Source organism: Burkholderia sp. A2 (assembly GCF_001729305.1).
GTDB classification, from domain to species: domain Bacteria; phylum Pseudomonadota; class Gammaproteobacteria; order Burkholderiales; family Burkholderiaceae; genus Burkholderia; species Burkholderia sola.
The window spans coordinates 64201-87571 of the sequence record NZ_LZXX01000108.1; the positions used below are offsets into that span (position 1 = coordinate 64201).

The 23371-nt window shown below is 62.7% G+C and carries 28 protein-coding genes and 1 pseudogene; 11 read left to right on the forward strand and 18 right to left on the reverse strand.

The window, feature by feature from the left end; genetic code table 11:
* Positions 1 to 6 precede the first annotated feature (6 nt).
* The 10 genes from A9Z05_RS24595 to A9Z05_RS24630 form a co-directional block, all read right to left on the reverse strand.
* On the reverse strand, positions 7 to 333 hold the full coding sequence (locus A9Z05_RS24595; RefSeq protein ID WP_004556769.1) for a hypothetical protein: 327 nt from the start codon (positions 331 to 333) through the stop codon (positions 7 to 9).
* Between the two features lie 9 nt (positions 334 to 342).
* Positions 343 to 690: a hypothetical protein gene (locus tag A9Z05_RS24600; protein ID WP_069620402.1), complete on the reverse strand. Its 348-nt coding sequence runs from the start codon at positions 688 to 690 to the stop codon at positions 343 to 345.
* Positions 683 to 895 carry a hypothetical protein gene (locus A9Z05_RS24605; RefSeq protein WP_045578862.1) on the reverse strand — a complete coding sequence of 71 codons (213 nt, stop codon included), beginning with the start codon at positions 893 to 895 and terminating at the stop codon, positions 683 to 685. Before A9Z05_RS24605 ends, A9Z05_RS24600 begins: the two co-directional genes overlap by 8 nt.
* Positions 888 to 1190 (reverse strand): hypothetical protein, encoded by a 303-nt coding sequence (locus A9Z05_RS24610; protein ID WP_069620403.1) that lies wholly within the window; start codon positions 1188 to 1190, stop codon positions 888 to 890. Before A9Z05_RS24610 ends, A9Z05_RS24605 begins: the two co-directional genes overlap by 8 nt.
* A complete protein-coding gene (locus A9Z05_RS36405; RefSeq protein WP_038707849.1) occupies positions 1183 to 1359 on the reverse strand; it encodes a hypothetical protein in 177 nt (58 codons plus the stop codon). The genes A9Z05_RS24610 and A9Z05_RS36405 overlap by 8 nt, the downstream gene beginning before the upstream one ends.
* A 327-nt stretch (positions 1360 to 1686) precedes the next feature.
* Positions 1687 to 2211 carry a hypothetical protein gene (locus A9Z05_RS24615; RefSeq protein ID WP_069620404.1) on the reverse strand — a complete coding sequence of 175 codons (525 nt, stop codon included), beginning with the start codon at positions 2209 to 2211 and terminating at the stop codon, positions 1687 to 1689.
* Complete coding sequence (locus A9Z05_RS35240; protein WP_076823582.1) at positions 2208 to 2399, reverse strand: AlpA family transcriptional regulator; 192 nt, start codon at positions 2397 to 2399, stop codon at positions 2208 to 2210. Before A9Z05_RS35240 ends, A9Z05_RS24615 begins: the two co-directional genes overlap by 4 nt.
* Positions 2400 to 2996: 597 nt before the next feature.
* Positions 2997 to 4013 carry a PIN domain-containing protein gene (locus A9Z05_RS24620; protein WP_069620405.1) on the reverse strand — a complete coding sequence of 339 codons (1017 nt, stop codon included), beginning with the start codon at positions 4011 to 4013 and terminating at the stop codon, positions 2997 to 2999.
* Positions 4014 to 4600: 587 nt separating this feature from the next.
* Positions 4601 to 5536: a hypothetical protein gene (locus A9Z05_RS24625; RefSeq protein WP_239468911.1), complete on the reverse strand. Its 936-nt coding sequence runs from the start codon at positions 5534 to 5536 to the stop codon at positions 4601 to 4603.
* Positions 5524 to 6405, reverse strand: coding sequence for a hypothetical protein (locus A9Z05_RS24630; RefSeq protein ID WP_230943372.1), 882 nt, complete (start codon positions 6403 to 6405; stop codon positions 5524 to 5526). Before A9Z05_RS24630 ends, A9Z05_RS24625 begins: the two co-directional genes overlap by 13 nt.
* A 231-nt stretch (positions 6406 to 6636) precedes the next feature.
* Between A9Z05_RS24630 and A9Z05_RS24635 the strand changes: the two genes are divergently transcribed.
* The gene (locus tag A9Z05_RS24635) at positions 6637 to 7212 is read left to right on the forward strand and encodes a recombinase family protein (protein WP_035973144.1); all 576 of its coding nucleotides are present in this window, start codon (positions 6637 to 6639) and stop codon (positions 7210 to 7212) included.
* Between the two features lie 220 nt (positions 7213 to 7432).
* On the opposite strand, the gene A9Z05_RS24640 is transcribed toward A9Z05_RS24635, so the two are convergent.
* Positions 7433 to 8362 (reverse strand): LysR family transcriptional regulator, encoded by a 930-nt coding sequence (locus tag A9Z05_RS24640; protein WP_069620406.1) that lies wholly within the window; start codon positions 8360 to 8362, stop codon positions 7433 to 7435.
* 110 nt (positions 8363 to 8472) lie between these two features.
* Between A9Z05_RS24640 and A9Z05_RS24645 the strand changes: the two genes are divergently transcribed.
* From A9Z05_RS24645 to A9Z05_RS24660, 5 genes and pseudogenes are all read left to right on the forward strand, one after another.
* Entirely contained in the window at positions 8473 to 9225 is a 753-nt protein-coding gene (locus A9Z05_RS24645; RefSeq protein ID WP_027810547.1) for a 3-oxoacyl-ACP reductase family protein, read from the forward strand.
* Positions 9226 to 9260: 35 nt separating this feature from the next.
* Positions 9261 to 9863, forward strand: a complete 603-nt coding sequence (locus A9Z05_RS24650) for an NADPH-dependent F420 reductase (protein WP_069620407.1) — start codon at positions 9261 to 9263, stop codon at positions 9861 to 9863.
* A gap of 42 nt (positions 9864 to 9905) precedes the next feature.
* Positions 9906 to 10028: pseudogene (locus A9Z05_RS37970) on the forward strand (alpha/beta hydrolase); the annotation flags it as partial.
* A gap of 89 nt (positions 10029 to 10117) precedes the next feature.
* Positions 10118 to 10507 carry a limonene-1,2-epoxide hydrolase family protein gene (locus A9Z05_RS24655; protein ID WP_069620408.1) on the forward strand — a complete coding sequence of 130 codons (390 nt, stop codon included), beginning with the start codon at positions 10118 to 10120 and terminating at the stop codon, positions 10505 to 10507.
* A gap of 247 nt (positions 10508 to 10754) precedes the next feature.
* The gene (locus tag A9Z05_RS24660) at positions 10755 to 12443 is read left to right on the forward strand and encodes a P-loop NTPase fold protein (RefSeq protein ID WP_141723473.1); all 1689 of its coding nucleotides are present in this window, start codon (positions 10755 to 10757) and stop codon (positions 12441 to 12443) included.
* A gap of 1051 nt (positions 12444 to 13494) precedes the next feature.
* On the opposite strand, the gene A9Z05_RS24665 is transcribed toward A9Z05_RS24660, so the two are convergent.
* Positions 13495 to 14397, reverse strand: a complete 903-nt coding sequence (locus tag A9Z05_RS24665; RefSeq protein ID WP_069620410.1) for a LysR family transcriptional regulator — start codon at positions 14395 to 14397, stop codon at positions 13495 to 13497.
* A gap of 116 nt (positions 14398 to 14513) precedes the next feature.
* Here A9Z05_RS24665 and A9Z05_RS24670 point away from each other — a divergent pair, with 116 nt between their 5' ends.
* Together A9Z05_RS24670 and A9Z05_RS24675 are read left to right on the forward strand one after the other, a co-directional pair.
* Complete coding sequence (locus A9Z05_RS24670; protein ID WP_069620447.1) at positions 14514 to 15251, forward strand: SDR family oxidoreductase; 738 nt, start codon at positions 14514 to 14516, stop codon at positions 15249 to 15251.
* A gap of 44 nt (positions 15252 to 15295) precedes the next feature.
* Positions 15296 to 16195 carry an SDR family oxidoreductase gene (locus tag A9Z05_RS24675; RefSeq protein WP_069620411.1) on the forward strand — a complete coding sequence of 300 codons (900 nt, stop codon included), beginning with the start codon at positions 15296 to 15298 and terminating at the stop codon, positions 16193 to 16195.
* A gap of 30 nt (positions 16196 to 16225) precedes the next feature.
* Here A9Z05_RS24675 and A9Z05_RS24680 read toward each other — a convergent pair whose 3' ends face one another.
* Positions 16226 to 17116 carry an alpha/beta fold hydrolase gene (locus A9Z05_RS24680; RefSeq protein WP_069620412.1) on the reverse strand — a complete coding sequence of 297 codons (891 nt, stop codon included), beginning with the start codon at positions 17114 to 17116 and terminating at the stop codon, positions 16226 to 16228.
* A 106-nt stretch (positions 17117 to 17222) separates the two neighbouring features.
* On the opposite strand from A9Z05_RS24680, the gene A9Z05_RS24685 reads away from it, so the two are divergent.
* Positions 17223 to 18110, forward strand: a complete 888-nt coding sequence (locus tag A9Z05_RS24685) for a LysR substrate-binding domain-containing protein (protein ID WP_069620413.1) — start codon at positions 17223 to 17225, stop codon at positions 18108 to 18110.
* A gap of 112 nt (positions 18111 to 18222) precedes the next feature.
* Here the strand turns inward: A9Z05_RS24685 and A9Z05_RS24690 are convergent, their stop codons facing one another.
* The 4 genes from A9Z05_RS24690 to copC form a co-directional block, all read right to left on the reverse strand.
* Complete coding sequence (locus A9Z05_RS24690; protein WP_069620414.1) at positions 18223 to 19152, reverse strand: LysR family transcriptional regulator; 930 nt, start codon at positions 19150 to 19152, stop codon at positions 18223 to 18225.
* 166 nt (positions 19153 to 19318) lie between these two features.
* Positions 19319 to 20092, reverse strand: coding sequence for an SDR family oxidoreductase (locus A9Z05_RS24695; protein WP_006478064.1), 774 nt, complete (start codon positions 20090 to 20092; stop codon positions 19319 to 19321).
* Positions 20093 to 20274: 182 nt separating this feature from the next.
* A complete protein-coding gene (locus tag A9Z05_RS24700) occupies positions 20275 to 20775 on the reverse strand; it encodes a DinB family protein (RefSeq protein ID WP_069620415.1) in 501 nt (166 codons plus the stop codon).
* Between the two features lie 67 nt (positions 20776 to 20842).
* Entirely contained in the window at positions 20843 to 21217 is a 375-nt protein-coding gene (gene copC / locus A9Z05_RS24705) for a copper homeostasis periplasmic binding protein CopC (RefSeq protein WP_069620416.1), read from the reverse strand.
* A 114-nt stretch (positions 21218 to 21331) separates the two neighbouring features.
* Between copC and A9Z05_RS24710 the strand changes: the two genes are divergently transcribed.
* Together A9Z05_RS24710 and A9Z05_RS24715 are read left to right on the forward strand one after the other, a co-directional pair.
* Complete coding sequence (locus tag A9Z05_RS24710) at positions 21332 to 22048, forward strand: 16S rRNA pseudouridine(516) synthase (protein WP_069620417.1); 717 nt, start codon at positions 21332 to 21334, stop codon at positions 22046 to 22048.
* Between the two features lie 106 nt (positions 22049 to 22154).
* Entirely contained in the window at positions 22155 to 22343 is a 189-nt protein-coding gene (locus A9Z05_RS24715) for a hypothetical protein (RefSeq protein WP_011546000.1), read from the forward strand.
* On the opposite strand, the gene A9Z05_RS24720 is transcribed toward A9Z05_RS24715, so the two are convergent.
* Positions 22326 to 23363, reverse strand: coding sequence for an NAD-dependent epimerase/dehydratase family protein (locus A9Z05_RS24720; RefSeq protein WP_069620418.1), 1038 nt, complete (start codon positions 23361 to 23363; stop codon positions 22326 to 22328). The genes A9Z05_RS24715 and A9Z05_RS24720 overlap by 18 nt on opposite strands.
* Between the last annotated feature and the right edge of the window lie 8 nt (positions 23364 to 23371).

The following is a 23371-nucleotide window of genomic DNA, read 5'->3' on the forward strand; positions in this document are numbered from 1 at the left end:
GGAGCGTTAGCCGGCTGCGCGAGGCACCGACAGAACTGCTCCACCGGCCGTGACGTCGTTGCTGTAGACGTAGCGGCCGAGCCGCGACTCGCCAAGGGCGTCGTTGGCTGCCTCCAGCGCCGCGCCGATCGACGGCAGGGACGCGCGGAACAGGCTCAGGACAAGCCAGTAGTCGTCATCGGACATGGCCTTGTCGGCCGCCCAATGCAGACTGTCCAGCAGCTCCATGGCGTCACTGATCCGCGTGCCGATGCGATTGCGGTCGGGGCGGTTCACCTCGGCCACGAAGTGAGAGGCGAGCGGTTGCACGGCGTTCTTGTTTGTCTTTGCCATGACCACTCCTCAGTGCGTCGTGCGCGGTTCGCGCGTGACAAGCCCGAGCGCCGCAAACAGATGCTGCTGCACGCGCCCCATCAGGCCGGCCGCGAACGCTTGGCGGCTGATCGTCACGCGATGGACGTCGACGTCGCCTGAGTCCTGCATGGCGGATTCCATGCCGCGCGCGAACGCAGCAGCTTGATGCGCCGCATAGTCGTGCAGCCGCACGTCACCTTTCAGGTCGAGCCATGCGTCGGCGCAGATCGCGCCAAGGTCGACGGCGAATTGCAGCTCGATCGGAGCGCCGGTATCCAGCGGCGGTGCGTTGTCGAACCCATTGATAACCGCGGTTCGGATGCGTTGATCAGTCATGGCACACCTCCGGCTGCGCGGTGCGGCGCATGTCGGCCGAATACCGGCTCGCAACGCTTTGACCCATGTCGACGAGCGCGCGCTCGTAGGTGCCCTCCGCAAGATGCGAACGAACAGCATCGAACAGCGCTTCGAGCTGGGCGAACTGATGGGCCGCACACATGGCGATCATCGTGACTTCGTTCGGCAGGCGGTATTTAGACATGGCGCACCTCCAGAATCGACGCGAGGAGCTGCCCGACGTCGATCGTGCAATCCAGCTCCGCTTCGCCGCGAATCGGCGTGAGGTTCCAGTCGTGAACGGCCGCATGCGTGAATTCGCCGAACCGCCGATCGTAGACGCTGCGCCCCGTGAGAGGGCCGCCCAAGATCCGCACGCGCCAATCGTGATCGGGCGTCGGACGAGCCGATGCCACCTCGACCAGCATGCCGATACGCGAGCGAGCATCGCATTGCGTGACGATCGCCAGATCTCCGATCTGGCAGCGCAGCTCAGCCATGGCGCACCTCCGCACGGACGAGCGCGGCAATCGCGGCCAATGCCGCGCCGGTTGCGTCGAGCGCGTCTTGATACGTGCTGGCCGTTGCCGCGTCGCGCAGTGCTGCGCGGACGATGGATCGAATGAGGTGGGATTGCTGCCCGGTACGGGCGTGCGTGGACTGGCGCATTGAATGCGACCTCCTTGGACGGGTTAACGAACCCGGCCCCATCGCCAAATGGGGTGGCCGGGCACAAGGCAGGGTTGGCGAACCGGCGTCCAAGGGAACCGGCGTGCGCGAACGCACCCCCACCAAGGCCCGACCATAGAAGGCGCAAGGTGTACGGACGTAAAAAAACCGCGCGAAGGCGGTTGTCCGCCTTGGAGCATCTCCGGTCGCCAAACCGGGTCACTGTTGTCTCAGCGACGCGCACAGAATACCGCGCGATGCTGGACGACGCAAATCGCGACGTCCCTCGCCGTATATTGCCTAGTGCAAAGCGACTTTGGGGGAGCATCAGGCGGCCTCCCCCTTGAGCACGGCGGTCGCCAGCTTGAGCTGTTCGATATCCAGTCGCGAGCTGCCCTGCGCCAGTGATTGGCCGAGCGCAACGCCCCGCAGCAAGGCGCTAACTTGCAAGCGGCGCGTCCTGTCCGTGCACTGCGCATCGATGTCGTTGTAAAGCGCGCGATAGGCTGTCCGCAGCTGTCGATACTGCCGACGACGATAGTTCGCCGAATCCTGTTCAGCAGCGGCGATCGCCTGGACGAACTTCTCGCAGGCAGTGCCAAGTTGCTTTGTCGTCAGATGCGGGGCTTCGAGCGCGAGCGTCGAGGCGAGCGTGACGGCGATCGCTACGAGCTTCCCGGTGTCGTCGCCACGATTCCAGAAGCAACCCTCGATGTCATCGAGGATTCCTGCGAGCTTGCGGAGGCGGGCGTCGCGGCAACGCACAAACGCGGCGTCGCGCGCCGTGACGGCCGCGCCCATCGCGCGACCATACGGGCCGCCGCGATCGATCATAAGGGAGGGCGCGCTCATGCTTGCTCCCGCGTCGATTGGCGGGATTCGACCCAGTTCTGGACGTCTTGCGCGCGCCAGCCGACGCTCCTGGTCCCTAACTGGACCGGCGCTGGAAACTTGCCTTCACGAATCCAGCGATACAGCGTCGTTTTCTTGACGCCGACGCAATCCAGTACACCAATAAGTCGAAGAATCTTAAGAGCCATTTTCTGATAAGAAATGGCCTGTTCCGTACGGAGAGTACGAGACGACAATAGAACACCATCGCGCCCATACAGGCGCGTTTGCTAAACTTTTTTGGCGTGCGCGCGCCAAGTTACTTTGCACGGCGCGCCGAGTTCGCTATTATTCGTCGTAGCAGGAGCTATACGTTTCCTAGGCGCGTAGCTCTTGTAGTTCCCTCCGTGGAACAGGCAGCCAAGCCAAAAAACGCCGGTGGGTTGTGTTGGTAGCACACCCCCGGCACCCTCTCGTCAGCGCGACGAAATATGCTCAACGATTGAGCATTCCCCGCCTTTTTCCTTGCATCGCCCACAGATTCCTAGAACCGTGTTCGATTAGGTGCTAACAAGTACCACAATTATATCGAAAGGTCTGCCCCCACAAAAGATTTGTCTCGGATTATCTAAGACCGCAATAAATGGCTTCACTGTTCGGCCACAACCGGTCTCTCGCATTCGGCTCACGTGCGTCCGCTCAAGAGCCGGTAGCTGACAGTTGGTGGTCATTCGAGTCCCTATCCGGGGCTTTCTATTCGCCCGGTGATAAATCGAGACGGCAACACCAGCTCTGCGCGTGTGCGACTACCATCGACGCGGTGTTGCTGATACTTCGATGTCTTCCGCGTCCAGACAGACGTACGGTACGCCCGTCAAGGCGTTGGTTTTGGGGTCAAACGAAAGCTTCGCCGTTCCTTCGACATTCACGGTTTCCAAGATCCATCCGTCGACTCTGTCAGGCCTCTCATCAGGTCCGTTGTACTCGTCCCACTGTAACTTATGCTGCGCTTCAATCTCGACCTCGAAGGTGACAGTACATTCGCTTTCACCAATCGCGACGATGCTCAAATCGTGTATGGACGGCACCGATATATTGCTTTCGTCAAGTTCAAATCGCCTGTCGTAATGGTGAAAATTCAGCCCTTCGACCTCCAAGCTGACGGCGTTTAGCAATTCGTCGATATCTGCATCAATTGCGGCGTGAAGCTTTTCGACGTCGTCTTCCGCTGAAAGTAGACGTTCGGTTAACCGCGGGAGACTTTTGAAATAGAGCAGCTTCGGGAATCTCTCGCAAGCAAGCTTAAAATCTTGGTCATCTGATACAACGGCCACGAAACAGCGGTTTTTGTCGGCATACGTATCAACCATAGAAATTGCGAACGCGTCAGGAAACTCTTTACGTTTCTTTCCCTCGCGAAAGGGGGGGACGATGTAGTCGTACCAATTCATTACCGCTTTGACATCCAAGAGTTCATATCCGAGCCGGACGACACTGAACTGAGACAGAAACGCGTTCCACTCGTCGGTCGCTATCCGCGTCACTTCCCAAGTATCCACACTTGGGAACGCCTTCCTAGGAAAACTGGTCCACTTCTCAAGAAAGGGCGCACGCTTTCGAGCGAGTTCGAGTGCATCCAGCGCTTCTTGCGAACGCTCCTTAATTTGACGCTTAACCTCGCGCTCAGTCGGATCCGGAAGCACGAGTTTCAAACCGGCCTTCTTCGCCGCAGGAACAAAGGTCATAAAGGCGGTCGATGCGAAATTGAATTGCTGTCCGGCGAGGACGCTCGTATCGAGGAATACAACGGTCGGAATTGACATCGTTTTTAAGAACCCTCAAATCTATTGCAGCATTGGCCGTCTGGTAGCCGCAAGAGCAAGGTCATGACTATTCTAATTTTCGACGGCTTTTCTTTTGCGCTACTGTATCAACGCCTTTTACGTGCTTCGGAAATTACCAACTGCGTCAACTCCGTCAGGTGTCGAGCATGTCCCACTCGTCTCCGAGAATCCAGCGGAGTGCCGAGAGCTTCCCGTTGAGCATCCCCCATTCGAAATCCGATCACGGGCCAAGGTTGTCGACTCCCACCTCATCCTCGGTTCTCTTTGCAGCTTCGAGAGCGCCATCCGATCCCGACCCGCAGCCAACGCGCGGCTGGCGATCACTATCTGCGGCATGCGACACGAACAGCACGACGCCTCACATGCGACGCGACCTGCGAATCCCGATGCCTTCTCAGTGTGCCGCTGAGGCGGCGGCAACCTCATTCCACTTGCCAAACCATGTGAACAAAGGCTGAGTCAATTCGCGTAAGCAAAACAACCCCCAGCGCCTCGCGAACTGGTTGTTGGGCAATAGCCACAGTCGTCAGGGAAGGTAGAGCCACCTAGGCGCGAACTGTGAGCAGTCAGGCCGACAGAGAGACACGTCGAACGGTCACCGGAACGTTGCCCAACTGCACACGAAGGTCTTCCAACAGCCCGGCGCCTTCTTCGGGGTTTTGGGCTTCGATCACCGACATATTTTTCTGCGAACTCATGAATTTGAGTCGTTCCAGTAGCTCGGTCGCGATGCGCTGAGCGTCCATGCTGACCGGCTGCCGCATCGGTCCCGTGTTGACGAGCAAGTAAGGTGAGGCGGTCGCCTCGTCTTGCCGCAATAGGGACGTTGCGACGTCGAGTTCCAGCATTTTGCTTTCGGCTTCCTTTTGTAACGCGATCAAGTGAGATGGCGTCTGCGGAAGGCTGGTGACCTGGACTAGATTCGGTCCGTGAGCATAGTCGATCGTGATCTCTGGCGATCCGGGCCATCGGACGCGCTGGTTGAAGCGGTGCCGCCGCTGTTCGTCGTCACGTACAAATGCGGTGCGAAGCGATCTGATAAATTGACTTGTAGGGACCGAATTCCGCTGACTTCCTTCCTCCGCGTCATTGTACGTTTCACGCGTCCCAAAGGCGGAGAGCATCCGGATCGACGAGTCGACCACTTGGCGCTCGGAATATCCTCTCACACGTGTTGGTTTCCCAATGCGGAATCCCTCAAACGGTGCTTGAAGATTGTCGAAACTTACTCCGCCCCGAAGTTGCCGGCCGAGGAAACCCGAAACGTGTTCGAGAATACCGAGGGCTGAGGCCGCTCGCTTCGCGCCTATCATTGCGCGCAACTGATTTGGATCGAAGGCCACATGCGTCGACGTGTTACCTGCCGACGGCGCGTCGTACTTGATCGCAACGATGGCGACCAGTCGTTCGCCGGTCGAGTGATTCGGCTCCCACAATACGGGAACCACACTGGCCGAATACGGTGGCGTGTCCCACATGCTCAAATCGTCTATTCGTTCCATAAGTTTTCTGCAGAGGGCTTTTGAAGGCGCTGCGCAAGGTACAGATGGAGCGGCTCCAAGCGCAAAGCAATGAGATCCACAATCACTGCCGCCATCCTTATGATGGTTGTCACTCTTCCTTCGGCCGGGAGCTTCCAGCGGCCCATTTCAATCGCAAGCATTTTAAGGCGCTGCGCGTGGCGAGCAAACTTTGCTGCTTCGTCTTCAATGCCATGATTCTCGGGGCGCCGCGTCACCAGTTGAGTCAGCAATTGGTTGACGCGTGCCTTGTACATGACGACATCTTGTTGCGAGCTGGTGCTGGCGATCGCCTTGTACAGCTTCGTGACTGGTTCGAGTGCCAGATTGTGGTCGAACAGCCACCATTTGACACCATCGAAGAGCAAGTTTTGAGCGTGGCGATCTGGATTTGCCACAAGTTCGTCCCATGCCGCGCCTATGCGCCCGGTATCGTTAGAGCAGACACTTTCCCAGATGTACTCCTCGCCGATTTCCCCGCCGCCAGCATGGCGCGCCATAAACTGGGGCTGAAACAGGCTCCCGAACAGCACTACGGGCCCACCTTTCATGCCCGTCGGACGCCCCGGTAAATCCTCCGGTTCGGCGATCACTAGGCCTGGATTGGGCACGGGAAGTTTGAGAACTTGCGAGGCGAGGCCACATGCAAGTTCGATGTCCAACTGGGCTGTATTCGGAAGGTATTTAACAACGACAGGAATTCCTGGCTCATCAGCGCCCGGAATGCCGGCAAGCCCTTTCCATACGTGGTTAAGATGCTTCCCGACCACCTTTTCCGGTACACCTAGGAGGCGGTAAACAGGAGGTCGAGCCGCAATTTCTCGCAGGTCTGCTGGAATGTTCTTGTTCAACGCCGCCCTCAGTTGCACGAATGCTATCGGCAAAGGTTTCGCCTGAAATTCCCCGTGTTGCTAACTGTAGCAAAAACGGCGGATAGCGGGCCCAACGTCGCTCCGTGGCTGGCGTCCGAAACCGATCCCTTGCGGACAGGGGCATTTTGCCCTGTCCGTAAATAAGGGTTGAAATGTTTTGGACATTGCCTTACATTCGGACATCCATTTCGTACAGATTGAGTGCCCGATATGTCCCGAACCTTCGCCTATGCCCGCGTCAGTACGTCCGACCAGACCACCGCGAACCAGTTACGAGAGATCGAGGCGGCCGGCTTCTCGGTCGACAAGCGCCGCGTTGTGTCGGAAAGCATTTCGGGGAGCGTAAGCGCCGATCAGCGGCCGGGGTTTGCGCAGTTGCTCGTCAAGATGGAAGAAGGCGACGTGTTGATCGTGACGAAGCTCGACCGACTCGGCCGCAATGCGATGGACGTGCGGGCCACGGTCGAGGGATTGGCCGAACGCGGTATCCGGGTTCATTGTCTCGCCCTGGGCGGCGTAGATCTGACGAGCGCGGCCGGCCGGATGACGATGCAGGTGTTGAACGCGGTGGCCGAATTCGAGCGTGATCTGTTGATTGAGCGCACGCACGCTGGTATCGCTCGCGCGAAGGCGGAAGGCAAGGCGATGGGGCGGCCGTCCGCCCTGTCGGACGAGCAGCGGGCGGACGTGCTGCGCGAGTTGGACGCGGGGGCAAGCGTGGCCGCGCTTGCTCGGCGATTTGGCACGAGCCGCCAGACGATCATGCGGGTACGAGACGCAGTCTAAGCGGCGCGCGCCGTTCAACTCACGCCCTGCCAGAGCCCGGCTCAGCAGACCAAGCAGACAGGTTGTCTGGCTCAGTTCGGCCAAGAGCAGACGTTCTGGTAGAGCAACCTCGGATATGCGTCTGGAGCGTATGACGATCGTGTTCTGCTCCCATCATAGGAAGCCTGCGATTTCGTTGGCCCAAAGGATCAGTAGACGACAGCGTCAGGCTTTTGAGGTCTCATGCAAGGCTGCCCGCGAAGCGCTCTGCAAGCCTTTGTTCTTCGAAGGCCTTGGCCACCCAGTCCACGAAAACTCGAGTCTTTGAAGGCAGGAGGGTTCGCGACGAATAGTAGATGGATATTGCGCCGGCATCCGCGTACCAGCGTGGCACTAACCGAACCAACGCACCACTTTCCAGTCCATCCAGCGCGTCGGCAGTCGCCAGCATGGCCACCCCCATGCCAAGCAAGGCAGCTTCCAGCATTGCCGCCGGGTCGTTCACGATAAATGAATGCTGAAGTTGGGCAACTTCTTCCTTTCCCGCAACGTCCCGCATCGTCCAATGCCGGATACGGCCCGACTGAAGCGACCGCATCACGATTCCTTTAAACGCCTGCAAGCCTGCCGGGCTGTGCGCCGGCGTCTTGCCATCCATATAAGCCGGTGACGCGACTGCAATCACATGCGCGGGGGCAAGCGGCCGAGCGACAACGGACGGCAGGAGTTCAAAGCCGCCGCCGATGGCCGCATCGTAACCCTCCGCAACCAAGTCAACCTGGCGGTTCTCAAAGTGCCACTCCGGTCGGACGCGCGGATACCTCTCAAGAAAACGTGGCAACAACGGCAGGATGCGCGCCAGCCCGAACGTTGGCGACAAGCTGACTTTAAGCGCCCCGCTGGGTTCCCCTCCTTCGTTGGCGACGCCTGCGATTGCCGCCTGAATTCCGGAGAGGTTATCCGCGATGGCAAGCCGAAAAGATTCCCCCGCCTCGGTCAGGGTCAAGTGGCGCGTTGACCGGTGGAACAGTCGCACACCGAGGTTTCGCTCCAACATCGCCACATTCCGGCTCACCGCGGCTGGCGTAATTGACAGCCAACGAGCCGCCTCGGAAAAACTTCCAAACTCAGCGCTTCGAACAAACGACTCCAGATTAGCCAAGGTCTCCATGCATCAGCCTTCAAGTTATCGTTGAAATTAAATAAAGCGTTTTGATACTAATCGTTGATTAATAAAAAAGCCATAGTTACGTCACTTTCTAAATTTCTTGGAGTCAAGCCATGAGCAACACCACACAAACCCTTGCCGGAAAAACCGCTCTGGTCACAGGCGGCTCTCGCTCCATCGGCGCTGCAATCGCGAAGCGCCTCGCCGCTGACGGTGCGGCCGTCGCGTTGACATACAGTGCGTCGCCGGAACGCGCTGCACAGGTCGTGAGCGAAATTACCCACGCGGGCGGCAAGGCTATGGCCATCCAGGCGGATGCAGGTAGTCCGGAAGCCGTACGCGCCGCAGTTTCCGCAACGGTCGAATCGTTCGGTGGCATCGACATCCTCGTGAACAACGCCGGCATGGCAGTCAATGCGCCCATCGAGGACTATAAGCTCGAGGACTTCGAGCGAATGCTCGCGGTCAATGTGACGGGTGTATTTGTGGCGACACAAGAGGCAGTCCGTCATATGAAACAAGGGGGACGCATCATCCATATCGGCTCTTCAATGACCCGATATGCGGCGTTTCCGACGGCGGCTGTGTACACACTCACCAAGGGTGCAATTACCGGCTTCAACCGTAGCCTCGTCCGTGATCTTGGCCCGAAAGGCATCACGGTGAATACCGTTCATCCCGGGCCGACCGATACCGACATGAACCCGGCCGATGGCCCTGTTGCGGCAATCGTCGGTCCCGGCATGGCAATTGGTCGCTACGGGCGCCCGGATGAAATCGCGAGCGTCGTGGCCTATCTCGCAAGTCCGGAATCCGGGTTCGTTACTGGTGCGGACATTGTCGCGGACGGTGGATTCACCGCCTAACGCTCAACTCTTCAAAGACTTTAAGGAGCGTTCTGATGACTACCATCGGTATCATTGGTGCAGGGAAAATCGGTGCAGCCATAGCAACAGCGCTTTCTCGAAAGGGAATCGAGGTCACCATGTCGAATAGCCGCGGTGCAGAAAGTCTGCGCGAATTGACCGCGGCTATCGGTCCACTCGTTAAGCCGGGCACCCGCGAAGAGGCCGCATCGAAGGAAATCGTGTTCGTCGCCGTGCCCTGGTCTAAATTGCCGGCTGCACTTGATGGACTGCCCAACTTCGAAGGACGGGTCGTTGTTGACACCAACAATCCGATTGAAGCACCTCTGTTCAAGCCTATAGACCTTGGAACACGCGCATCAAGCGAAGTTGTCGCCGATCTGGTTCCCGGTGCCCGGGTCGTTAAGGGATTCAACCATCTCCAGCCCCACCTGTTGTCTGGCGACCCATCAAGTGAAGGGGGCAAGCGGGTGTTGTTTTATTCCGGCGACGATTTGGCAGCCAAGTACGTCGTCGGTACATTGATCGAGCGGCTTGGTTTCTTCGGCATTGACCTGGGCTCTCTCGCGATTGGTGCGCGCCTCGTTCAATTCCCCGGCGGTCCGTTGCCCTCTCTCAATCTCGTGAAGTTCGACTGACCCGCAACCCACGTTTCGGATTTACCGGCAGCCAATCTTCACGCCGATGCCGAGCACCGGTCTCGGCCCGGCACATTGAAGACCTTTCCAGGATTCTCGCACGGCATGCCGACTGTAAATGCGGACGTGCTTAACGTCGAACTGCCGGCCTTCATCAAGGCCTAACTTCACAACTTGCGCGGGCCACTGCGTAGCGGCCCACCTATCGAATCGACTGTTGATGCGATTCGAGCGCTTCGTGCCTCGGAGAAACCATGATAGCCAGCCCTATCGAAGTCGCAATCGAATTCTTTAATCACTGGAGTGCCAATCGAATCGACGAGGCACTCTCCATGCTAGCGGAGGACGTGCTTTACGATAACGTGCCGTTCCCCGACATCGTCGGGCGTGACAATGTACGTAAATTCCACAAGGATTTTGGCATTGGAAGCACCTTCACCGTCGACTGGAAGGTTACGCAAATTGCCGCGAACGGAAACGTTGTATTGAATGAGCGTATCGACGTATTCCTTCACGAACGCGGCGGAAGAATCACGCTTCCGGTGATGGGTACGCTCACCATCGAGGACGGCATCATTACCGTATGGCGGGACTATTTCGACCCCACCGCATTCGAGCGGCAGCTGACGCAGATACAAACATAATCTTCTCGGCGTCTGCTTGCGGCCACTATGCGACGCTCGTTCGACGGTAACATATGGCTGAACCTGGACACGTTTCGGTCATTCGGCCCATGTGGTGTCGGCTATCGCATCGCCGGCAAACGGTCAACCCTGTCGCGCAACCGAACTTCTGTATCCTTGCGCGGGGATCAACAACATAGGGCACTGACGATCACGAGATTTACGCCGTTAGAGCCGCGGCTACCTACATCCTTAATCGAGGCATAGCATGTCACGAGAACATGTTGAGAAAGTTGTTTTCGATTTCATAGATTCAAAAAATCCCGAGGTTCTCGCGGTTACAGGCTCTTGGGGCGTTGGAAAAACTTATGCCTTGCGCAAGATAATTGCAGCATATAAAGGTAAGCAGTCGCTCAGCCACTACTCTTATGTCTCTGTGTTCGGAGCCCAGTCCATCGCTGCGATTCGGACCGCTATATTAACGAACACGCGCAGTCTGCCGTTTGAGGATAACGCAGGTGAAACCCGTCGGGAAAAGTGGTCAAGACGACTTCCGATTCGCGATCTCACAAACCAACTCCGCGAACTGAAATTTTTCGGGGTTAGCAACATCGTTTTAGCCGCAGAGACATTCGCAGGTGCCTTCCTCAAGGACACTTTAGTTTGCTTGGACGACATTGAACGGCACAGCAAGACTGTCTCCATGCAGGACGTCATGGGCCTTGTATCCGAACTCAAAGAGCAGAGCAACTGCAAGGTTATCCTCGTCTTGAACGAGGACAATCTAGGCGGAAGCAAAGAGGAATTCGACCGATACAGCGAAAAGGTCATTGACCAGAAGCTACAGTTTTCGTTGACCTCGGCCGAGGCAGCGAAACTCGGATGTTCGGCGGATACTCCGTTGCGCGACTTAGCGCTCGATTACATCGAGCGACTAGAGATCTCCAATATCCGGGTTATAAAAAAAATAGAGCGAAATCTGAAAATGCTTGCCCCTGGACTGGAGGGCCGATCGGTTGCACTGAATAAAAATCTCGTCGTTTCCGTGTGCGTATTCGCAGCGGTGCTTTACGAACAAAGTCGTGGGTTTCCATCTAGTAAAGATATCCTAAAATACAACTCATTCAGCCGGGCCCTAGAACGAGTCAATCAAGATAGACGACAAGCCGAGCCCGACCCGCACTGGGTCACGCTACTCGATCGATGCGAATTCACCAACGTTGACGAATTTGATGAGGCGATTCTAAAAGCGATGGAATCCGGGTATCTGCCTGGATCGGGCTTCGAGGAGCAGGCAACCGCCTATGATATGGTCGCGCGGAGGACTGAGTTGGAAGCCAAGTTCTCGGCCGCTTGGCGCTTGTTCCACGATAGGCTCGACGTCAGCGCCGAAGACCTTGTCAAAGCTTGGTCCGAAGCGATCGACGAAGCTGCCGTAGTGATCAATCCTGTCAATTTGAACTCCACCGTAAGGTTAATGAGGGAGCTAGGATTTGACGGCGAAGCCGACGCTGCCATTGAAACGTACATTGAACAGCGTAAGGCAACCCCAAAAATCTTCGATATCGATCATCAAAGCAGATTAGGCGATGTTGACGACCCTCGATTCCGCGAGCGATGTTTTGAAGAATTGCATAGAAGTCGCCGCGATTTTACGCTGAAAATGGCGGCCGATATGATCATTGAGAACAAAGAATGGGACGATGCGATTCCCTCGACGCTGGCCGCCGCTAGTCCCGACGAGATGATCGCCCTTCTGAAAGATTATCAAGGTCCGAGGCTAAATGGCCTTGTTGAAGGAATCCTGCGAGCCCACGGTACTCCCGAGGAAATGGAAGCAGTTCGCAGCACTATGATTACTGCCGCTGAGGTCATTGCTAACGAGTCTCCTTTGAACCGTATTCGCGTCAGACGCTGGGGCTTCGATTTACCCTCTGACGCCGATCGGCAAGCCTAGCCAGTCGCGATTGGCCAAAGAGGTCTCTTTTCGCAACCTGAGCCGACACCAAATCCACAGCGCTTGCCTCGGGTTACTGGACTTTGGTTGCGGGGTAGGATTTAGATCTACGGCCTTCGAGTTATGAGCCCGACGAGCTGGTAGACCGCGCAGTCCGGCAGTACGGAGCGTTCTGATGCTAACGACTGCGGTGCTGCGCGCGAATGTCTCGTATCGGCGAGACTGCGGACCGGCGCCCATGCTGATTGAGTGACCCGTATGGGTCGATCACGGGCCTTGATGAGGTGACGTCCACGCAATCTCAGACCTGATCTGCCTCCGACTGAGAGATCAGGTCTGGACTTGCACATCTCAGCCCCCGAATCACCAATCTTGTCGCGATTATGCCGCGCTTGCTCGTGCCAATCACTGACGTGATGCGACGGTTGCAAAGTAACTTTCTAGCGTGACGGCGGCTCGGGGGTGTGGGCGCGCGGGGCGTTCTTTGCGCGCAGCGTTCCAGAAGGGGGGCAACTCTCAACGTCGTCGTACGGGCCCCATGGCTAAGTAGCCTGTCTCCAACTTTATCTCCAAGAAAATGTGTACTTTGGAGATAGACTTGGAGATAACCACAGCCTTACCAGACAAGACTCACAGGCCGATACAACCGTCTATCTCCAAATCTCCAAATATTTTTGCTTCCGGCGGCACAGCAACGTTCCGAACGGCACGAGCCTTCGACTGATCGAGCCTACGCCGATACGCCCGTCGGTATCTTCTGAACGACCTCGCCCGAACGGCACACGCAGCAGAGCGATATGAATTCTGCGGCTGCCAGAAGCCCGGGGGGCAACTCTGGGGGCAACTCAGCAACACCCAACAAGCAATGCCCTTACAATACGGGCATCACAGAGAATTATTTCATTCCGGCCCTGGCACCAGTCTTTCGCAGCGTCGTCGTGCACTGCTTCTGTCGAAACCCGCGCAAGCTCGCCGCTTCGCGGGTTTTTTGTTGGTGCCGCGCGTTCCGCACCGCACCGGGTAACCGGCGGCGGCCTGCCGCCCGGTGCGCTCAGACCATCAACTCGCGGACGAAGTCCAGAAACACCCTCACCTTCGCCGAAACGAGATTCGACGCGTGGTGATACGCGTAAAGCGGGAAAGTCTCGTCCGCCCACTCGGGCAACAACTGCACCAAGCGTCCGTCGGCCAGGACGTCCCGCGCATAGAGCTCCAGCAGCTGCGCAATGCCGACGCCGCCCAGACACGCGCCGAGCAGCCCGCCCGTATCGTTGACCGTCAGCCTGCCGGCGGCGTCGACCGGCACGACTTCCTTGCCGCGATGAAACTCCCATTCGTATGGCCGCCCCGTCACGGGATCGCGGATCAGCACGCACCGGTGACCGTCCGCAAGATCCCGCGGGTGCCGCGGTTCGCCATGACGCGCGACGTAGGCCGCCGACGCGCAGGTCAGCACGCGCGTCTCGAGCAGCAGGCGCGCGCGATATGACGACGGCTCCGGAATGCCGAAACGCACGGCCACGTCGAAGCCGTCGGCGACGAGGTCGCCCATCCGGTCCCGCACGCTGATTTCGACCGACAGGTCGGGAAAGCGGTCGAGAAATTCCGCCATCCGCGGCGCCAGCACGTAGTGGCCGAACGTGCCGTCCACGTTGACCCGCAGCCGCCCCCTCACGCGCGCCTTCGACTGGCCGGCGTCGAGCGCCGCCTCCTCGATACCGGCCAGCAGCGGCGCGACCGTCTCGTAAAAACGCCGCCCTTCGTCGGTCAGCGTGATCGCACGCGCCGTCCGGTTGAAGATCCGGATGCCGACCCGCTCTTCCAGCCGGGCAACGGCGCGGCTCACCGCCGGTTGAGTCAGCCCCATTGCCTCGCCCGCCCGCGCGAAGGTACCCGCCTCGATCACCGCGGAAAGCACGCCGATACCGCTGAGCAATCTGCTGTCGAATCCCATGAGACATACTTTCAGTCATTCATTGACTGATCATTATTCATTATTTTTATTTATCAAGGAAGCCTACAGTGGTCCTGTCGCCGGATCGAACGGCATTCATTCACCAGGAGCAGGACATGAGCACATCGGAACAGGTCGCCCTCGTCACGGGTTCGTCGCGCGGCATCGGCGCGGAAATTGCGCGCCAACTCGCCCGGGACGGCTTCCGCGTCGTCGTCAACTATGCCGGGAGCGCCGGCCCGGCCCGCGAGGTGGTCGACGCGATCGTCGCCGACGGCGGCCATGCGGTCGCGGTGCAGGCGAACGTCGCCGATCCGGCGGCCGTGGCCGCGCTGTTCGACGCCGCGCAACAAGCATTCGGCGGCCCGGATGTGGTGGTCAATTCCGCGGGCGTGATGAAGCTGGCGACCATCGCCGACTGCGACGACGCGCTGTTCGACGAAACGCTCGCCATCAACGTGAAAGGCACGTTCAACGTCTGCCGCGAAGCGGCCCGGCGGGTGCGCGACGGCGGACGCATCATCAACCTGTCCACCAGCGTGATCGGCATGCGCATGCCGACTTACGGCGTGTACGTCGCCAGCAAGGCGGCGGTCGAAAGCCTCACGCAGGTGCTCGCGCAGGAAATGCGTGGGCGCGGCGTCCGCGTGAACGCCGTCGCGCCCGGGCCGGTCGCGACCGAGCTGTTCCTGCAGGGCAAGAGCCCCGAACTCGTCGATCGGCTCGCGAAACTGAACCCGCTCGAGCGGCTCGGCCAGCCCGACGATATCGCGCGCGTCGTCGCGTTCCTCGTCGGCCCGGAAGGCGCGTGGATCAATGGCCAGGTCCTGCGCGCCAACGGCGGCATGTGCTGACGGACCGTTCGCCGCCATCCCATCTTTCTGCCAGGAGATCGCTCATGAAGGAAGTCGTCCTCGTCACCGGCGCGTCCAACGGCTTCGGCTTGCTGACGGCCCAGGCGCTCGCCCGCGCCGGTCACACGGTCTATGCATCGATGCGCGAGAGCACCGGGCGCAATGCGCCGCGCGTCGCCGCCGTCGCCGCCTACGCGCAACAACACGGCGTCGACCTGCGCAGCGTCGAACTCGATGTCGGCGACGATGCATCGGTCGACGCCGCAATCGACCGCATGATCGCCGACAACGGCCGTCTGGACGTCGTCGTCCACAACGCCGGTCACATGGTGTTCGGGCCGGCCGAGGCATTCACGCCCGAACAGCTTGCGCGGCTCTACGACGTCAACGTCGTGTCGACCCAGCGCGTGAACCGCGCGGCGCTGCCGCACCTGCGCAGCCAGGGCCGCGGCCTGCTCGTGTGGGTGTCGTCCTCGTCGGCGCGCGGCGGCACCCCGCCGTTCCTCGCCCCCTACTTCGCCGCGAAAGCCGCGATGGACTCGCTCGCGGTGTCCTACGCGGCCGAACTCGCCCGCTGGGGCATCGAAACGTCGATCGTCGTGCCGGGCGCGTTCACCCGGGGCACGAATCACTTCCTCCATGCCGGCAAGCCGGCCGATACCGCCGTGCAGGCCGCCTACGACAGCGGGCCGTACGCGGGCGTCGCCGATCAGGCGTTGCAGGGCCTCGCCGCGCTTGAACCGGCGGACGCCGACGCCGGCGCGGTCGCCACGGCAATTGCCGAGCTCGTCGCGGCGCCGGCCGGCAAGCGCCCGTACCGCGTGTTCGTCGACCCGTCGCAGGACGGCGCCGAGGAAGTGTTCCGCGTCGGCGATCGCGTCCGCCGCGAGATGTTCAGGAACATCGGCCTTGGCGACCTGCTCGCGCCGCGCGTCGGCGGCTGATCCTTCGCGCGCCGGGTCGGCCGGCGCGCGTCAATCCCGCTCGCAGAACCGGAGAATCGCGTCCGCGACCGCCGCCGCGGATTCGCGCTGCGGGAAATGTCCGATTCCGTCGAGCACTTGCCGCTCGTAGCGCCCGGCGAAGAACCGCTCGCGCCCGGCCGAGCTGTCCGGATGATTGCAGGTGTCCGCGCCGCCGTGCAGCACGAGCGTCGGCACCGCCAGCACGGGCGCCGGGTTCAGCCGCGCGTCGTCGTCGGCATAGGCCGGCGCGCCCGGCGCGAAGCCCCAGCGCTGCCGATACGAATGCAGCACGACGTCGATCCAGTCGGGTCCGTCGAACGCGACGGCCGCCGCGTCGAAATCGCTGTCGCGATACCAGCCCGCCGGCGACCACGTATCCCACATCAGGCGCGCGAACGCGCGGCGGTCGTCGCGCAGCGCCTGCTCGCCGCGCGGCGTCGCCATGAACCAGTGATACCAGTAGTTGCGCGCCTGCTGCAGCGACAGCGGCTGAGCGGGATCGTTGGTGCCGTACCCGACCGACAGCATCACGAGATGCGATGCGGCACCGTCGCGCAGCCCGCACGCGTTCGCGGCCGCGCGGGCGCCCCAGTCGTGCCCGACCAGCACGGGCCGCTCGATGCCGAGCACGTCGACGAATTCGAGCAGGTCGCGCCCGAGCGCCGCGAGCTGGCCGCTGCGCGGCACGGATGCATCGCGAAAGCGCGTCGGCGCGAAGCCGCGCAACGCGGGCGCAAGCACGCGGTAGCCGCGTGCGGCCAGCGCCGCGGCCACCGCCTCCCAGCCGACCGGGCTGTCCGGCCAGCCGTGCAGCAGCACGGCCGTGCGCTCGCCGCGCGGGTTCCATTCGAGATAGGCAATGTCGAGCGACGCGGTCGTCGCGTGCGCATAGGTCGTCATCGTGTACTCCGTCAGGTCAGCATGAACATACGATGGTAGGTCGGCCTTTCATCACGATTCGCGGAGTATCATGATTAACTCTTCGAATATCTCGTCGAATCGATCCATGGAACCGCCGACCCACCCCGCGTCGACCGCGCTCGACATCGCGCTGCTGCGCACCTTTCTCGAAGTCGTCGACAGCCGCGGGTTCGCGCCGGCCGCGGAACGCCTCGCGCTGACGCCGTCCGCCGTCAGCGGCCACATCAAGCGGCTCGAACAGGCGGCCGGCACCGTGCTGCTGGCGCGCACGACACGCCGGATCGCGCTGACACCGGCCGGCGACACGCTGTACGCGTACGCGCGCAACATCGTCGACATGGAGCGCGAGGTGCGCGCGCGGCTGCGCGGCGCGCCGGCGCACGGGCCGCTGCGGATCGGCGCGTCGGAGGATTTCGCGGGCACGTGGCTGCCGCAGGTGCTGCGCACGTTTCGCGACGGCCATCCGCGCACAACGATCGAACTGAAGGTCGGCATCACCGCGTCGCTGCTGCGGGAGCAATCGCTCGGCCGGCTCGACGTCGTGTTCGGCAAGCAGTGCCGACAGGTCGACACGCCCGGCGAACTGCTGTGGGAGGAGCCGCTCGTGTGGGCATTCGCGGCCGATACAGCGCTCGACGCGGAGGAAGGCGTGCCGCTCGCGCTGTTTCCGGAACCGTGCGTGTATCGGGAAGCCGCGGTGTCCGCACTCGCGGCGGCGCTGCGGCCGTTTCGCGTGCTGTTCGAAAGCGCGAGCATGGCCGGCTGCATGTCGGCCGCGCTCGCCGGCTTCGCGGTCACGGCGCTCGCGCGCAGCCAATTGCGCGACGGCCTGCGCGCGTGCGGGCCGCGCGACGGCCTGCCGGCGCTGCCGGGCGCCCGCTTTTACGCATTCGCGTCGAAACCGGCCGGCGTCGGCACCGCGCTGATCGACGCGGTGCGGGCGACCGGGCGCACGCGGCAGTTCGCCGCCTGAGCACGCGTGACGCGGCGCCGCACCCGCCGCGGCCTCGCGCCGGCGCCGATCGGGCCGCGTCACGGGCCGGCGAACGGCGGGACGGCCCGCGGATGCCGGCACGATGCCGCTTTCAGTCGCCGCGGCCGCTCGCGCCCGCGTCGCTCAATGCCTCCGCCATCAGCTCCCCGAACCAGTCGACGAACGCGTTGAGCCGCCTCGAGCGATGCCGGCGATGCGGATACACGGCCGACACGTCCATCGGCTCGGCGCGGTGGCCGGGCATCACGTCGACGAGTGCGCCGCTTGCCAGCAGATGCTCGACGTCGAAGCGCGGAATCTGGATCAGCCCCATTCCCGCGACGCAGCTGGCGATGTAGGTTTCGGCGTTGTTGACGATCACGCGGCTCGGCAGCGTCAGCAAGTGCCGCTGCCCGTCCGCGCAATATTCCCAGCCGAGTTCGCGCCCCGTGGTCGGCGACGCATAGCCGATCGCCCAGTGCCCGTGCGCGAGCGCGTCCGGATGCTCGGGCACGCCGCATTCGCGCAAGTAGTCGGGGCTCGCGCAGTTGATCAGCGTGAACTGTCCGAGCGGCCGCACGACGAGGCTGCTGTCCGCGAGCCGCCCGACGCGGATCGCGCAATCGACGCCCTCCTGCACGAGGTCGATCGCGCGATCCGTGGACCCGAGCGACAGTTGCAGCTTCGGGTGGCGGCGAAACAGCGACGGCAGCGCGGGCGCCACGACGCGGCGTGCGATCCGGCTCGGCACGTCGACGTTCAGCCGCCCGACCACGTCGCGATCGCGGCGCCGGAACAGGCGGTCGAGTTCGTCGGCTTCCGCGAGCAGGCGCCGGCCGCGTTCGAGCAGGAGCGCGCCGTCGGCGGTCAGCTGCACCTGGCGCGTCGTGCGGTGCAGCAGCCGCGTGCCGAGCGCCGTCTCGAGCTGCTGGACGGCCGCCGACACGGTCGCGCGCGGCACGTCGAGCGCATGCGCGGCCTTGATGAAGCTGCCCATCTCGGCAACCTGCAGGAAGATCCTGACCTGATCCAGCTTGTCCATCGGCGGGAAACCCGGGTTCGAACGACGGTCGGCACCGGCCGCCGCGCATCGCGGCCGGCTTCGGCGGCACAGAAAAAACGGGCGCGCGGCCTCGTGGCTGCGCGCCCGTCCATTGTCCACGCAAACGCGCCAGTGCGGTGCGCCCCGCGGCCCGCAACCGGCCCGGTTACTTGGTCGTGTAGCCGCCGTTGATCAGGATCGTCTGGCCCGTGATCCACCAGCCGTCGGTCACGAGATGGCGGATGAACGGCACGACGTCCTCGATGTCGGTCAGCCCCGTCTTGCTGAACGGCGACAGCGCGGCGGCCGTCTTGTGATAGGCGACCGCATCGGCGCCTTCGGCCGGATAGAAGAACGGCGTGTCCATCGGGCCCGGCCCGACGGCCGTCACCGATATGCCGCGTGCGCCGTATTCCTTCGACGCCGCGCGCGTGAAGTGCTCGACCGGCGCCTTCGACCCTTCGTACGCCGCGTAGAACGGCGTGAACGCGCCCAGCAGCGACGTGACGAGCGTGACGAGCTTGCCGTGATCCTCGAGGTGCCGCCCGGCTTCCTTGATGAAGAAGAACGCCGACTTGCTGTTGACCGCGAACATCTCGTCGTACTCGGCCTCGCTGATTTCCGTGAACGGCTTCTTCAACACCTTGCCGACCGTGTTGATCGCGATGTCGATCTTGCCGAAGCGCTGCTTCGCGTCGTCGAACAGCTTCTCGACCGCGGCCGCCGTCGTCAGGTCCGCCTGGAACGTCGCGGCTTCCGCGCCGGCCGCGCGCACCGCCGCGGCCGTCTCCTCGGCCTGCGCCTGCGACGCCGCGCTGTTGTAGTGAATCGCCACCGCCTTCGCGCCGTGGCCCGCCAGGTCCCGGGCGATCAGGCCGCCGAGATTCTTTGCGCCGCCTGCGATCAGGACGACCTTGTCTGCGAGCGTATGAGTTGCCACGGTTGACTCCTTTTTTCGTTGAACGAAGCTAGGAGTGTAGGCATACGCGACCCGCCGATCAGCCGGTCGAGGCTGGATGGATTATCCAGAAAAGCGATCCAATCGAAGCCGAGCAAGGTGGCCTGCCGCACCGACGGCGGCGCCGGATTCCGCGACCGATTGCGGCGCGGCCGCCGGCCGGCTCAGCGCGCGTACAGCGCCGCGTCGATCTTGCCGAGCAGCCACTGCATGCCGGCCAGATGCTGCTGGTCGTGACTGCACAGGTAGTGGACGAGCCCGCGCACGGTCAGCGAACCATAGCCGTCGAACTCGCCGGTACGTTCGAACTGTTCCGGCGTGACGCGCGACAGCCGCGCCAGCGTCTCGCGCCGCGCGTCGCGAATCGCCGCGAGCACGTCGGACGCATACGCGTCGTCGTAGCGCCGTTCGATCGCGAGCGCGTCGCCGTCGATCGACACGAGCAGCGGGTGATCTTCGTCGAGCATGCGACGCAGCCGCACGTGATAGCCGTCGATCTCGATGTCGCGCACGTGGCAGAGCTGCCCGAGCGGCGAGAAGTGCTCGCTCGGCATGCCGGCCCAGTCGTCGGGCGTCCAGCGCGCATAGCCGTCGGGCACGGCCGCGAAATGCGCTTCGAGCTGACGGGGGAAATCGGCGAGTGCGTCGAGCGTCGTCGGATTCATGCGGGGAAACTCCCTGTCGGATAAAGGCGCGCGGCAACCCTGGCACGGGCCTGCCGCCGCCGTTGCGTCACTTCACGCTGAAGCCGTATGCGCCCTGCGTGCGATGCCCGTCGATCGCGACGGCTACCCACTTCACCGTGTACGCACCCGTGCCGAGCGCCGCGAGCGACACCGTCATCCGCTTGCGGTTCGATGCGTCGATGCGCGCGCGGTCGTTCGACACTGTCTTGCCGTCACCGTCGACGACGACGATCGAGCTGAATGCCGGCTCCAGCGGCTCGGTGAAGTCGATCGTGACGGCGGCCGGTGCGGTGGCCAGCGCGGCGCCTGCCGCCGGGTCGCTCGTTGCGAGATGCGCGTGCGCGAACGCGGTCGACGAAACGGTCGCGGCGACGATGACGGCGGCCGCGTGGCGGCCGAACGGGAATGAATCGAAACGCATGGACTGCCCACGAAGAATGAACGGGCGCCGCGCGCCGCGCGGCGTTCCGGCAGCTTACCAGCGCATGCGCGTTCCTGCCGGCCATGCGCCGGCGCTTGATAGAATGCGCGCGCTATGGATCTCGAAAGCATTCTCTACACCCAGGGCTTCGGCTCGCGCCGCCAGTGCCGCGGCCTGATCGAAGCGGGCCGCGTCGCCGTCGCGGGCGCCGCCGCGCCGGACCCGGACGCCACCTTCGACACCGACGGCCTCGTGTTCTCGGTCGACGATACGGCATGGCCGTTCCATGCGCGCGCGTATCTCGCGCTCAACAAGCCGGCCGGCTACGAGTGTTCGCGCGATCCGCAGCACCATGCGAGCGTGTTCAGCCTGTTGCCCGCGCCGCTCGTCGCGCGCGGCGTGCAGTGCGTCGGCCGGCTCGACCAGGACACGACCGGCCTGTTGCTGCTGTCCGACGACGGCCAGTTCGTGCACGCGTACACGTCGCCGAAGCGCAAGGTGCCGAAGACCTACGTCGCGACCGTGCGCCACCCGCTCGACGATGCGCAACTGCACGCGCTGCGCACCGGCGTGCAACTGCATGGCGAGCCGAAGCCGATCGCGGCCGTCGCCGCCGACGCGCGCGACACGCACACGCTCGCGCTGACCGTGCTCGAAGGCAAGTACCACCAGGTCAAGCGGATGGTCGCGGCGGCGAGCAACCGCGTCGAGTTGCTGCACCGCGAAAGCATCGGCGGCTTCGCGCTGCCGGCCGACCTCGCGCCGGGTGCCTGGCGGTGGCTCGACGAAGCCGACCTTTCAATGTTGCGCAATCCCGTCCAAACCCTGTAAGGGAAAATCCGCACGACCGTTCGGTGCCTGGCGGCCTCTCGGCCGCAGGTTCCCCCGCTATACTGAAATCACAAGCTGCAAGAGCGGCGATGCAGGGGGAGACATCATGAACATCAACCATTCTTTCGAACTGTCGTCCGTGATGATCGCATTCGCGGTCATCGGCGTCATCGTGATCGGCGGCCTGCTGGCCACGATGCATCTGAAGCACAAATATCATCCGAACCTGATCGGCGCGCTGATCGGTGCGCTGCTGTGCTTCCTGCTGATCGAGGCGTTACCGGCGCTCACCTGACGCGCCGCCCGGCGCGAGCGTTTGAAGGAAATCGTCTACGGTCGGATAGCGCAAGGTCACGCACAATTCGGCCTTGAGCCGTGCGTTGGACAGGCGCCGCGACTCGCGCATGAACGACAGCAGCGTCGGTTCGAGCACGCGCTCCGCGTCCGCGCGGCTGACGCGCGGCGGCTTCGGCAGGCCGAGCGCCTGCGCGACCCGGTCGAAATACTCTCCCATCCGCAGTTCGGTATCGTCCGACGCGTGCACGGCGCGCGCCGGCTTGCCGCGCTCGGCCGCACGGCGCAGGATCGCCGCGAGATCGTCCGCGTGGATGTGGTTCGTGTAGACGTCGTCGGCCGGTTCGAGCGCCGGCGTGCCGCGCTCGAGCCGCGCGACCGGCAGACGGTTCGCCGCATAGATGCCGGGAATGCGCACGATGCGCGCGGACAGCACGCCGCGCACCGTCGCCGCACGCAGTTGGCGCTCGGCCGACACGCGCCGGAACGCGCGCGGGTTCGCGGGGCGCAGCGGGTGCGTCTCGTCGATGCGCGCGCCGCCGCAGTCGCCGTAGACGCCCGTCGTGCTGGCGTAGACCAGCCTCGGCGCGCGAAGACCCTCGGGTACAATACGCGCTGCCCGAACGGACGCGCCGGCCTGTCGCGCCGCGCTGCGCAGCGTTCGGAGCCGGCCAACCGCCGATGCCGGCGGTACCGCCGGCCGACGCGCGGGCATGGACGTTGCGGCGATCAGTGCACGCGTGCGCCGGTCGTCGCGGCCGTCGGATGGCGGCGGCGCGAGATGCAGGATGGTGCGGGCAAGGCCGGCGAGACGGCCGAGCGTCGCCCGGCGATCGAGGTCGCCGACGATCGGTGTCGCGCCCGCGGCGCGCAGTTCGTCGCGGCGAGCCGGGTGGCTCGTCAGCGCGAGGATGCGCAGGTCGGGGCGCGCGTCACGCCATTGCGCGACGCAGCGCATGCCGACGTCGCCGCAGCCGACGATCAGTACGCGCGGCCGGCGCAGGATTCGTGTCGCGATCATGTGGGTTG

Coding starts and splice junctions, on each gene's coding strand:
- A9Z05_RS24595 (WP_004556769.1), bottom strand. CDS start 333: ATGGCAAAGACAAACAAGAACGCCGTGCAACCGCTCGCCTCTCACTTC.
- A9Z05_RS24600 (WP_069620402.1), bottom strand. CDS start 690: ATGACTGATCAACGCATCCGAACCGCGGTTATCAATGGGTTCGACAAC.
- A9Z05_RS24605 (WP_045578862.1), bottom strand. CDS start 895: ATGTCTAAATACCGCCTGCCGAACGAAGTCACGATGATCGCCATGTGT.
- A9Z05_RS24610 (WP_069620403.1), bottom strand. CDS start 1,190: ATGGCTGAGCTGCGCTGCCAGATCGGAGATCTGGCGATCGTCACGCAA.
- A9Z05_RS36405 (WP_038707849.1), bottom strand. CDS start 1,359: ATGCGCCAGTCCACGCACGCCCGTACCGGGCAGCAATCCCACCTCATT.
- A9Z05_RS24615 (WP_069620404.1), bottom strand. CDS start 2,211: ATGAGCGCGCCCTCCCTTATGATCGATCGCGGCGGCCCGTATGGTCGC.
- A9Z05_RS35240 (WP_076823582.1), bottom strand. CDS start 2,399: ATGGCTCTTAAGATTCTTCGACTTATTGGTGTACTGGATTGCGTCGGC.
- A9Z05_RS24620 (WP_069620405.1), bottom strand. CDS start 4,013: ATGTCAATTCCGACCGTTGTATTCCTCGATACGAGCGTCCTCGCCGGA.
- A9Z05_RS24625 (WP_239468911.1), bottom strand. CDS start 5,536: ATGGAACGAATAGACGATTTGAGCATGTGGGACACGCCACCGTATTCG.
- A9Z05_RS24635 (WP_035973144.1), top strand. CDS start 6,637: ATGTCCCGAACCTTCGCCTATGCCCGCGTCAGTACGTCCGACCAGACC.
- A9Z05_RS24640 (WP_069620406.1), bottom strand. CDS start 8,362: ATGGAGACCTTGGCTAATCTGGAGTCGTTTGTTCGAAGCGCTGAGTTT.
- A9Z05_RS24645 (WP_027810547.1), top strand. CDS start 8,473: ATGAGCAACACCACACAAACCCTTGCCGGAAAAACCGCTCTGGTCACA.
- A9Z05_RS24650 (WP_069620407.1), top strand. CDS start 9,261: ATGACTACCATCGGTATCATTGGTGCAGGGAAAATCGGTGCAGCCATA.
- A9Z05_RS24655 (WP_069620408.1), top strand. CDS start 10,118: ATGATAGCCAGCCCTATCGAAGTCGCAATCGAATTCTTTAATCACTGG.
- A9Z05_RS24660 (WP_141723473.1), top strand. CDS start 10,755: ATGTCACGAGAACATGTTGAGAAAGTTGTTTTCGATTTCATAGATTCA.
- A9Z05_RS24665 (WP_069620410.1), bottom strand. CDS start 14,397: ATGGGATTCGACAGCAGATTGCTCAGCGGTATCGGCGTGCTTTCCGCG.
- A9Z05_RS24670 (WP_069620447.1), top strand. CDS start 14,514: ATGAGCACATCGGAACAGGTCGCCCTCGTCACGGGTTCGTCGCGCGGC.
- A9Z05_RS24675 (WP_069620411.1), top strand. CDS start 15,296: ATGAAGGAAGTCGTCCTCGTCACCGGCGCGTCCAACGGCTTCGGCTTG.
- A9Z05_RS24680 (WP_069620412.1), bottom strand. CDS start 17,116: ATGACGACCTATGCGCACGCGACGACCGCGTCGCTCGACATTGCCTAT.
- A9Z05_RS24685 (WP_069620413.1), top strand. CDS start 17,223: ATGGAACCGCCGACCCACCCCGCGTCGACCGCGCTCGACATCGCGCTG.
- A9Z05_RS24690 (WP_069620414.1), bottom strand. CDS start 19,152: ATGGACAAGCTGGATCAGGTCAGGATCTTCCTGCAGGTTGCCGAGATG.
- A9Z05_RS24700 (WP_069620415.1), bottom strand. CDS start 20,775: ATGAATCCGACGACGCTCGACGCACTCGCCGATTTCCCCCGTCAGCTC.
- copC (WP_069620416.1), bottom strand. CDS start 21,217: ATGCGTTTCGATTCATTCCCGTTCGGCCGCCACGCGGCCGCCGTCATC.
- A9Z05_RS24710 (WP_069620417.1), top strand. CDS start 21,332: ATGGATCTCGAAAGCATTCTCTACACCCAGGGCTTCGGCTCGCGCCGC.
- A9Z05_RS24715 (WP_011546000.1), top strand. CDS start 22,155: ATGAACATCAACCATTCTTTCGAACTGTCGTCCGTGATGATCGCATTC.
- A9Z05_RS24720 (WP_069620418.1), bottom strand. CDS start 23,363: ATGATCGCGACACGAATCCTGCGCCGGCCGCGCGTACTGATCGTCGGC.